Annotated in this window: 14 protein-coding genes; 9 read left to right on the top strand and 5 right to left on the bottom strand. The window is 58.5% G+C overall.

Annotated features, from left to right (window positions below; translation table 11 throughout):
• Positions 1–119: 119 nt before the first annotated feature.
• On the bottom strand, positions 120–626 hold the full coding sequence (locus WA157_RS09045) for a competence protein CoiA family protein (RefSeq protein WP_422620621.1): 507 nt from the start codon (positions 624–626) through the stop codon (positions 120–122).
• A gap of 102 nt (positions 627–728) precedes the next feature.
• Here WA157_RS09045 and WA157_RS09040 point away from each other — a divergent pair, with 102 nt between their 5' ends.
• From WA157_RS09040 to WA157_RS09030, 3 genes are all read left to right on the top strand, one after another.
• A complete protein-coding gene (locus tag WA157_RS09040) occupies positions 729–1,727 on the top strand; it encodes a hypothetical protein (RefSeq protein WP_422620620.1) in 999 nt (332 codons plus the stop codon).
• A 254-nt stretch (positions 1,728–1,981) separates the two neighbouring features.
• Positions 1,982–2,272 carry a nucleotidyltransferase family protein gene (locus tag WA157_RS09035; protein ID WP_422620619.1) on the top strand — a complete coding sequence of 97 codons (291 nt, stop codon included), beginning with the start codon at positions 1,982–1,984 and terminating at the stop codon, positions 2,270–2,272.
• A gap of 14 nt (positions 2,273–2,286) precedes the next feature.
• Complete coding sequence (locus tag WA157_RS09030; RefSeq protein ID WP_422620618.1) at positions 2,287–2,619, top strand: DUF86 domain-containing protein; 333 nt, start codon at positions 2,287–2,289, stop codon at positions 2,617–2,619.
• 90 nt (positions 2,620–2,709) lie between these two features.
• Here WA157_RS09030 and WA157_RS09025 read toward each other — a convergent pair whose 3' ends face one another.
• Complete coding sequence (locus WA157_RS09025; RefSeq protein WP_422620617.1) at positions 2,710–3,288, bottom strand: cold shock domain-containing protein; 579 nt, start codon at positions 3,286–3,288, stop codon at positions 2,710–2,712.
• Positions 3,289–3,480: 192 nt separating this feature from the next.
• Between WA157_RS09025 and WA157_RS09020 the strand changes: the two genes are divergently transcribed.
• The 4 genes from WA157_RS09020 (at position 3,481) to WA157_RS09005 (ending at position 5,062) form a co-directional block, all read left to right on the top strand.
• On the top strand, positions 3,481–3,867 hold the full coding sequence (locus WA157_RS09020; protein WP_422620616.1) for a restriction endonuclease: 387 nt from the start codon (positions 3,481–3,483) through the stop codon (positions 3,865–3,867).
• 165 nt (positions 3,868–4,032) lie between these two features.
• Complete coding sequence (locus tag WA157_RS09015) at positions 4,033–4,515, top strand: TerB family tellurite resistance protein (protein ID WP_422620615.1); 483 nt, start codon at positions 4,033–4,035, stop codon at positions 4,513–4,515.
• Between the two features lie 54 nt (positions 4,516–4,569).
• A complete protein-coding gene (locus WA157_RS09010) occupies positions 4,570–4,818 on the top strand; it encodes a hypothetical protein (RefSeq protein WP_011464114.1) in 249 nt (82 codons plus the stop codon).
• Entirely contained in the window at positions 4,805–5,062 is a 258-nt protein-coding gene (locus tag WA157_RS09005) for a hypothetical protein (protein WP_422620614.1), read from the top strand. Before WA157_RS09010 ends, WA157_RS09005 begins: the two co-directional genes overlap by 14 nt.
• A 33-nt stretch (positions 5,063–5,095) precedes the next feature.
• Here WA157_RS09005 and WA157_RS09000 read toward each other — a convergent pair whose 3' ends face one another.
• From WA157_RS09000 to WA157_RS08990, 3 genes are all read right to left on the bottom strand, one after another.
• The gene (locus tag WA157_RS09000) at positions 5,096–5,698 is read right to left on the bottom strand and encodes a hypothetical protein (RefSeq protein ID WP_422620613.1); all 603 of its coding nucleotides are present in this window, start codon (positions 5,696–5,698) and stop codon (positions 5,096–5,098) included.
• A gap of 150 nt (positions 5,699–5,848) precedes the next feature.
• The gene (locus WA157_RS08995; protein WP_422620612.1) at positions 5,849–6,301 is read right to left on the bottom strand and encodes a hypothetical protein; all 453 of its coding nucleotides are present in this window, start codon (positions 6,299–6,301) and stop codon (positions 5,849–5,851) included.
• A gap of 130 nt (positions 6,302–6,431) precedes the next feature.
• Positions 6,432–7,520, bottom strand: coding sequence for an alkene reductase (locus tag WA157_RS08990; protein WP_422620611.1), 1,089 nt, complete (start codon positions 7,518–7,520; stop codon positions 6,432–6,434).
• 177 nt (positions 7,521–7,697) lie between these two features.
• Here WA157_RS08990 and WA157_RS08985 point away from each other — a divergent pair, with 177 nt between their 5' ends.
• Together WA157_RS08985 and WA157_RS08980 are read left to right on the top strand one after the other, a co-directional pair.
• A complete protein-coding gene (locus tag WA157_RS08985) occupies positions 7,698–8,321 on the top strand; it encodes a DUF938 domain-containing protein (RefSeq protein ID WP_422620610.1) in 624 nt (207 codons plus the stop codon).
• A gap of 24 nt (positions 8,322–8,345) precedes the next feature.
• Positions 8,346–8,561, top strand: a 216-nt coding sequence (locus tag WA157_RS08980; protein ID WP_422620609.1) for a YeeE/YedE family protein, incomplete at its 3' end; no start/stop codon positions are given.

Raw genomic sequence — 8,561 nt, 5'->3', positions numbered from 1 at the left:
GGTAACGTCCTGCCGGGTATTGACCCAGGCGGTGCAATAGCCAGGTTTAACCAGCCATCACGCCGCGCTCAGGGTGGGGGAATTTGAGGTGGCCACAAGTGGGGGAATTTGGGTGGCCATCAGGGGTCTGGGGTGAATTTGCTGAGATTAATTTCCAGAGCAGGAAGGCTGAGCCGCTCAAATTCCGCGGCTTTGACGAGGTCGCAAAATGATGAATAGGCGATTTCGATTGCCACCTGAACGCCATCGGTGGTCACCAGCAATATGTCTGGCCTGATAGAACCCATTGCAACCTCTTCATTGGCGGGTAGCAATGCTTGCAAGATGCTGGGTGACGATGTGTCCGTAAAACCAAAGTAATGGGCAACAGCTGGCGTCATGGGAGCCACCAGTCCCGATGCCTGCACAATCAATTGCTTTGCATAGCGGTGCAGAAGTGACTCGTGATTTGATTCACAGGGTTCGCGGTTAGAGGCGTGGGCAAAATGGTGTTCGCGCTTTTCGCCCTGGCGGGCGACTAGCGGCTCGTCACACGTCACGCAACGGCACTGGCAAGCCAGGCCCCGCGAGACCTCGTTGACATGCACCAGATAATTAGACTCATTGAAACCAAAAAACGATGACATTGAAATACTCCTTGAAAAACTAAGTTGAGGAGTACTCAGTGTTCCGGGTGGAGTGGGATCGAACCAGTCCCCAACCACCCACATACCGGTACAGGGAGGGTTATGAAAGCATTGGTTGAGTGCCTGATTGAATGGCTGCATGAGACGCCATCAGACTTGAACGTCTGGAAAATTCTGAAAATGATGGCAACGGCGACTCTTGCCAGAGCGGACAACGCGAATCAGCAGCTTCGTGAGATCGAGGTCTTGGACGTCGCGCAAACGTGTCAACCCGACCGCGTATGGGAATATGACGCGGCCAAGCAGTGGTTTAACCGAGCCAATCCCGCCAAATATTTGGATGGCCGCCGCGCCGACCTCGAAGCCTTCTTTTTAAAGCATGGTCATTCCCAAACGCTGAGGTTGGTGAAGCGTGACTCAACTGGCCATCACCGCGCACCCTGGTATTTTTCGATATATGAAATAGCGCCTGAAGGCAGCGCGGAATCCTACGGTGCACAAAATACGCAGGAAGACTTGGCGTCCAACGGTATGGCGGTGATTAAAGCAGACATCACCTATGAAGTGACCGCGCCGGGCGACATCAAACTAAGCTGGCTCGGTCGGTTTGTCATGGGCCAAGGTGCTTTTGTTACCCGATCAGGCCGCGGCCTGATGTGGGCAGCATGGATGCTGTCAACCATCGGTCTTTTTCTATTCTTCGGATATCTCATCTTTGAAATGCGGAACTTCAATAGACCGCTCCAAACAAGTGACCTCGTTCTGCTATTGTCTTTACCGACTTTTGGGTGGATTTCTTGGCAATTTCTCATTCGTCCTTGGGTGTGGCTGGTGGAGGATCGAATTTGTTTGACGGGTGACATGCTCGCGGCCTTAAAAGAAGATTCAGTCCAACTCGACATGGCAAAAGATGCAGCCCACCGCTATGTCCGACTGGTTCGCTATAGCGCCGTTTGCCCAATTTGCGCAGGAAATATTGAACTCAGGTACGGCTATGGCCCCAACTACCGACGCGTATTCGGGTGCTGCTCAGAAGTTCCGACCGAACATGTATTTACATTCGATCGGGTAACTCGAATGGGACAAAGGTATGCAGCATGATCTTCTTCCACCATGGCGCTCATGGGCCGCTCTGCCAATGGCCGGCTGGAGTGGAAGAGTCCGCAAGGCAAGACGCGGGATAAGGTGAAGCGGCAGTCTTTGACAGCGGCTAACTTTCAGTCGCTACCATTTTTATAGCTTCTTGCGTATATCGCACGGGGGCTAGAGGCCTAAATCGTATATAAAACTTCGTTTGGAATCGCCCTATTTCATTGCGCTACTCCAGAGAAACTTGCCGAAGTACACTTCACTCCATGCGCCCCTCTGAAGCCCTGTCCCTGCACCGCACACGCATCCGCGAGATTGCGCTGAGCCACCATGTCAGCGGCGTGCGGGTGTTTGGCTCGGCGCTTCACGGCGACGATGTTTCGGGCAGTGACCTCGATCTGCTGGTGGAGCCCACACCGCAGACAACGATGATGGATATTGGCGCGATTCGCTTTGAGTTGAAAAACCTGCTGGGGCTGGAAGTGGATGTACTCACACCCAACGGCCTGCCATCCAAGTTCCGGAATCAAGTGTTGCGCGAGGCCATGCCTGTATGAGTCGGGCGGACACGTTGCGCGTTGCAGACTACCTGCAGCACATTCTGGAAGCCATCGGCAACATTCAGGACTACACCGCTGGGATGGATTTGGCGGCATTCATGGCAGATCGGAAAACCCGTGATGCCGTGATCCGCAACCTGGAAGTGATTGGCGAGGCGTGCAACAACGTTGCAAAAAACAACCCAGTCTTTGCCACTGAGCACGCGGAGGTGCCTTGGGGCTTCGCCTACGAAATGCGCAACGCGCTTTCGCACGGGTACTTCACAGTGGACCATGCCATCGTTTGGCAGACCATCCAGCAAGACCTGCCAACGTTGAAAAGTCAAATCTTGGCTTTATCCTGACGATAAATCGCTATATTTTTTATAGCTACTTGAGCTTATTCCACGGTGGATAGAGGCCTAAATGACTATACAACGCCAGTCAAACTGCCGTCACTCCGCGAAGGGATGAGTGCACCACTGCTGCTCGCAGGGCACGCCGTCGTGGTTACCGTCCATCTCCATTCCCGGGCAGTTTTTCAGGAAGGCTTTGGCCTCTTTGCACGAGGTCATTTGCGAGCATTGCTTGCGGCCATCGCATTGAAACCCGGCAGGCGTTGAGAGTGCGGGTTCCTCCCGCGTGGCGGGTGCTGATGGGATCTTCATCCCGTAGTTGGCGTACTTGCTGTACGCAAACCAGCCCAGCGCCGCCAGGATAGCCAAGACAATCAATTTGCTGCCAAACCCTGTCTTGTGTTGGTTGCGTCCGGTTCGACTGACGCGGAAACTGCGGTTGGCGGTGTGGGCTCGCGCGGCCGGCACGGCACCCGCGCGACGCACCCGCACAGCGCGTTTCTTTCCGTCACGGTCCGGCTCCACCTCAAACGAAAGTCGCTCACCCACGGTGGGCAATTGGCCGTCGCGCGCAAAGGCGGAGATGTGGGCAAACAGCTCTTGCCCGCCATCGTCAGCCACGATGAATCCAAAGCCGCGCTCAGCATTCCATTTTTTCAGGCTTCCGTCATAACGCATGGTGACGCCCTGCCCAAAGGTTTGTGCAACAACGTGCTGCGGCTCTGAAGGCCATAAGTAGCACTCCCGTTTCACTTGCCCGTGGGCAAAGTGCTTTATTAATCTGTTGGCAGGATTCTAGAGAGCGAGGTTGAGGTCAACCGGATGCTACTATTTTTATAGCTACTCGCGCATATTCCACGGGGGCTAGAGGTGCAGTGCAAGCACTGGCAGGGCAAGGCGGTGGGGGTGAAAGAGATCCGCGAGTTCTTTGGCGTGATGGCCTCGCACCAGCTCAAGCGCGGCACCTATGCCACCACGTCCACCTACACGACGGACGCGCAGCAGTTCGCCAAAGACAACGGCATCAACGCCATGGACGGGCCTGCCCTGCTGGCACTGATTGCCAAGCGCACGCCGGAGCAACAGCAAGCGCTATTGGCGGTGGCGCATGAAGGCGAGTACTGGCGCCCCACCTGCGCGAGCTGTGGCATCAAGCTGCTGGAGCGCACACCAATCAAAGGCGGCGCGGCGTTTTGGGGTTGCAGCAACTACCCGCGCTGCAAGTCCCTCTTGCCGATGGTGGCTGCGATGCGATAAGCAGTTGCCACTATTTATATAGCTACTTATCCATATTCCACGGGGGCTAGAGGCCAATTTCACACTCATTTCATTGACAGCGTTAGACTTCCGTGCAACCTTTCCCGCACCGTACAGTCCAAGCTGAAACATGCCGCCAAACAGGCGACGCAAACAACCAGAGCCATGCTGAATCCACTCAAAAACCTGCTGACCCAATTCTTCATGCCTGACGACGGCCAGTCGACCTTCGATGAGGCGCACGGCCTGCAGTTGGCTACGGCCGTGCTGCTGGTCGAGGTGATGCGCTCTGACGCCGACGTCACCGCCATGGAGCGCACCGCCACCGTGACGGCACTGCGCAACAAGTTTGCCTTGAGCGACGATGAACTGGCCCGACTGCTGGCGCAAGCGGAACACACCGCCAAGAGCGCCAACGACTACTTTCGTTTTACCAGCGCGATGAACGACCAGTTCACGCAGGCCCAAAAAATCCAGGTCGTGGAATACATGTGGCAAGTCGCCTATGCAGACGGGCACCTGGATGCCAACGAAAACCACCTGATCAGCAAAATTGCCGGTTTGCTGCACGTCAGCCACGGTGACTACATCGCGGCCAAGCTGTACGCCAAGGAAGCTGCGCAACCGGGCAAGACAAACCCCGTTTAGGAATTCTCGGCGCGCCTTGGGTTAACCTTGCGGCCTTAGCCACAAAGGAACACCATGAAGAAACTCAACGTCACCATCAAACTGGAAATGTCAGTCCCGGATGACTGGGAACTGGTCGAAACGTCTGAAGGCGGGCATGTGTTGAAGCTCCCCAACAAGCAGTTTCTGGACCTTGCCATCGAGCCGCTGTTCGCCAGCAACCCCGAGGAAACCTGGAGCAGCACGGAGGACAACGATGTCCTGAACGACATCCTGGACATGGTGGAGAGCGAAGACGTGGCTTACGAGTTTGTCACCCACTGACTTGGCCGTGGCCGCACTCACACTCACCTTTGTCAACGCCGATGTGCGCAGCGTGCACCTGCCCGATGGATCACACGTGGGCAATCTCAAGCACATTGGCAGCGCCTGGAAATTCAAGGCCGTTGGTTATGACGCCGCGGGCAACGTGCTACCCGGTGGCGGACCGTTCACAGAACAGCACAACACCGTGTGCGCAGCGCCCGATGCCGCTGAACTCAGCGCCAAGCTGGGCTTGATGGCGTAGCAGGCTCAGGCGCGGTGAGCGCCTGAAGGGTGATTAATAACCCCGACCGCGGGGGTCTTTGCGAATCATCCGCTCCACGTCGTTGCGCAATTTCGTAAGTGCATTGCGCAGTTGACGGCGTTCCGGCGGGGTAACGACACCGTCACGCTTGAAGCGGGCCTCAAGGCGTGCAATGTCGCGCTCGCGGCTGTACAAGCGACGCGCTTCGCGCTGGCTGATGTGACCAGAGCGGACACCTTCGTCGATGCGCTCGCTGATATTGACCTGACGGCTGTCGATGCCCGGCGTGCTGCCGGACTGCCCGACCACGTCGCGGTTGCTGATCATGCGTTCAACGTCGGCGCTCAGGGCATCCACATCGGCGCGCAACTGCTGACGCTCCTGCGCAGTGGCCCGGCCATCCGACTTGAAGCGGCTTTCGCGAATTTCAATGTCGCGATCCCGGCGATAGAGCTCGCGCGCCTCGGACGGCGTGATGTGGCCGGACGCCAGGCCTTGCTGGATGCGCGCACTGATCGCTTGCTGCGCCTGGTCAATACGAGGCGTGTTGGTGCCTTGCGCCATGACCGGAGAAAGCCCCAGTCCGACGAACAAGGCTGATGCCAATAATGAAGCAGTGAAGAGTTTGGGTTTCATAGGGTTTCCCGACTTTGTAGATGAACTCAGAGAGTTCATTGTTGCCCTGCATCGGTTAACGCCGTGTAGGACAAGCAGAGACTTACCCGGTATTGACGGCGCGGCTGCAGGGCTCGCGGGAAGCTCACATGGCGCTAACCAACGTTAGCGTCAATCTTCATGTCGTCGGTCATGCCGGCCGTCGCCCCGGCCTTCTCGCTGGTAATAAACCCGTGACACCGGCGCATAGCTCCGGTCGTAATAGCCACCGCCGTAGCCCCCTGCCTGCACAAATCGCGGGCCATGGTGCTTGTTCCAGCCTTGGGGGCGACCGTAGTAGACCTGCGGTTGAACATAGATCGGTGCAGGCCTGACATACACGGGGCGCGGCTCATAATAAATCGGCTCTGGCTCAATATAGACGGTATAGACGGGCGCCGCCTGCATATACACCGGACCTGCATTGCCCACATTCACCGCCACCCCAGGCGCACCCACACCCACTGACCAGTACACGTTGTCTCTGGCCTGGGCAGAATCGGCAAAAACCAGGGCAGCAATTGCCAGTGTTGCCGTGGCACCCGCCAGAAAGACGGAACGGTTGACCATGATGGCTGTCTTCATAGATTTCTCCTTAACGAGGCACGAATTGCCTTTGTGCCTATTAAACGCAGTTCCCTGCGAACCGTCTACAGCATGCACGTGAAGAACGTAGCCAAACGTAACTCGCCTGCCATGGCGCTCACGGGCTTTCTCAGACCGCAGCCACCGGATAGTCGGTGTAGCCTTTGGCGCCCGGTGTGAAGAAGGTGTCGGCATCGGGCGCATTGAGTGGCAAACCCTTTTTGAAACGCGCCACCAGATCCGGGTTGGCCAGAAAGGCGCGGCCCATGCCGACCAGGTCCACCAAGCCATCGTGCACGGCCTGCTGGCCCGAAGCCTGCTCGAAACTGCCGCCGATGAAAAAGGTGCGCGGCCAGGCTTTGCGCAGGGCCTGCTTGAAAGCCAGCGGCACCGGCGGCGCGCCCATGGCGGCATGGTCCGCAATGTGGACGTAGACCAGGCCGGCATCGGCCAGCAGCGGCAACAGTTTCAAATAGGTTTCTTCCACCTCGGGGTAGGCGCCCATGCCCGCGTTGGTGCCATAGGGCGAGAGGCGAATGCCCAGCTTGTCGCCACCGATGGCGGCCGCTGTCTCGCGCGCCACTTCCAGCACAAAGCGCATGCGTTTTTCCACGCTGCCACCCCAGGCGTCGGTGCGCTGGTTGGTGTCGGGGCTGAGAAATTGCTCCAGCAAGTAGCCGTTGGCACCGTGCAGTTCGACGCCGTCAAACCCGGCGGCAATGGCGTTCCTGGCGGCTTGCACGATCTCGGCTTTGGCCTGGGCGATGTCGGCCTCCGTCATGGCTTGCGGCACCGGGTAGTCCTGCAGGCCCAGCGCGTCGGTGTACATCTGGCCGGCCAGGGCAATGGCGCTGGGCGCCACGATCTTCGTGCCTGCGGCCATGTTGGCCGGGTGGCTGACGCGCCCCGAGTGCATGAGCTGGGCAAAGATCACGCCCTGGGCGGCGTGCACGGCGCTGGTCACGGCCTTCCACGCCTGCACTTGCGCGCTGCTCCACAGGCCCGGTATGCGGGCGTAGCCCTTGCCGTTGGCGCTGGGGGCGATGCCCTCGGTAATGATCAAGCCGGCGCTGGCGCGCTGGGCGTAGTACTCGGCCATCAACGGGTTGGGCACGCCAGCGGCGTCGGCACGGCAACGAGTCATCGGGTTCATCACCAGACGATTACTCAGGGAGAGCTTGCCCAGATGGAACGTTTCAAACAGATTATGGTCAGTCATTTTTTTCCATTCATTGAGTTGGGGATGGCATCATGGTAGGCTGGTTTTCCACAAACTGCTTGCGCCGGGCATTCAGCATCGAACGGGGTATGCTACAGTTTATATAGCTTAATGTGCTTATTACACGGGGGCTACAGCCCACTTTCGTTAACAAACCCTGATCTCTACACTTACACCATGTCACAAGCCGACTTCAGCCCCGCGGCCGAGCGCAACCAGCAGCCCATCCTCGAAGTGCTTCGCCAGATGTTGCCCGAACGCGGCAGCGCGTTGGAGATTGCCTCGGGGACCGGCCAGCATGTCATCTGGTTTGCCGCCCATCTGCCGCGTTGGACCTGGCAGCCCACCGACGCCCAGCCCGGCGCTTTAAGCGTCATCGCCCAGCACGTGGCCCAGCAGGGCTTGACCCAGGTGCGCACGCCCTTGCTGCTGGACGTGATGGCGCCGCGCTGGCTGGCAGAGGACGCCCAGTTTGACCTGATCTACTGCGCCAACATGCTGCACATCTCGCCGTGGACGAGCTGCGCCGGGTTGATGCGCGGCAGTGCCCGGCACCTGGCGCCGGGCGGCCTGCTCGTCACCTACGGGCCGTATCTGGAAGACGAGGTGCCGACCGCCGCGGGCAACCTGGCGTTCGACCAAAGCCTGCGCGCGCAAAGTCCCGACTGGGGCATTCGCGGGCGTGAAGAGGTCGCGCAAGAAGCCACCCGCGCCGGCCTGCAGCTGACCGCCCGGCATGCCATGCCGGCCAATAACCTCCTGCTGGTGTGGACCCGCGCATCGGAGTCAGATCCCAAGTAATCCACCCACGGATAATCCTCCCCCATGAACCTTTCACTTTCTCTATTCCCCCTCGGCTGGCAGCACTATCTGCTGGGCGGGCTCATCATTGGCTCGGGTGCGGCGCTGCTGTTCGTGTTGACCGGGCGCATCGGCGGCATGAGCACGGTGTTTTCCAGCACTTGGTCCTTCGTGGTGCGCCGGCCGTTTTTCCAGCAGGCGCGTTTTATCGAGTCGCGCGGCTGGCGGCTGGTGTACGCG

Source organism: Rhodoferax ferrireducens, assembly GCF_049302455.1.
Classification (GTDB): Bacteria; Pseudomonadota; Gammaproteobacteria; order Burkholderiales; family Burkholderiaceae_C; genus Rhodoferax; species Rhodoferax ferrireducens_B.
Note: the sequence above shows the minus strand (reverse complement) of the source record. Positions and strands in the feature narration are given on the sequence as shown.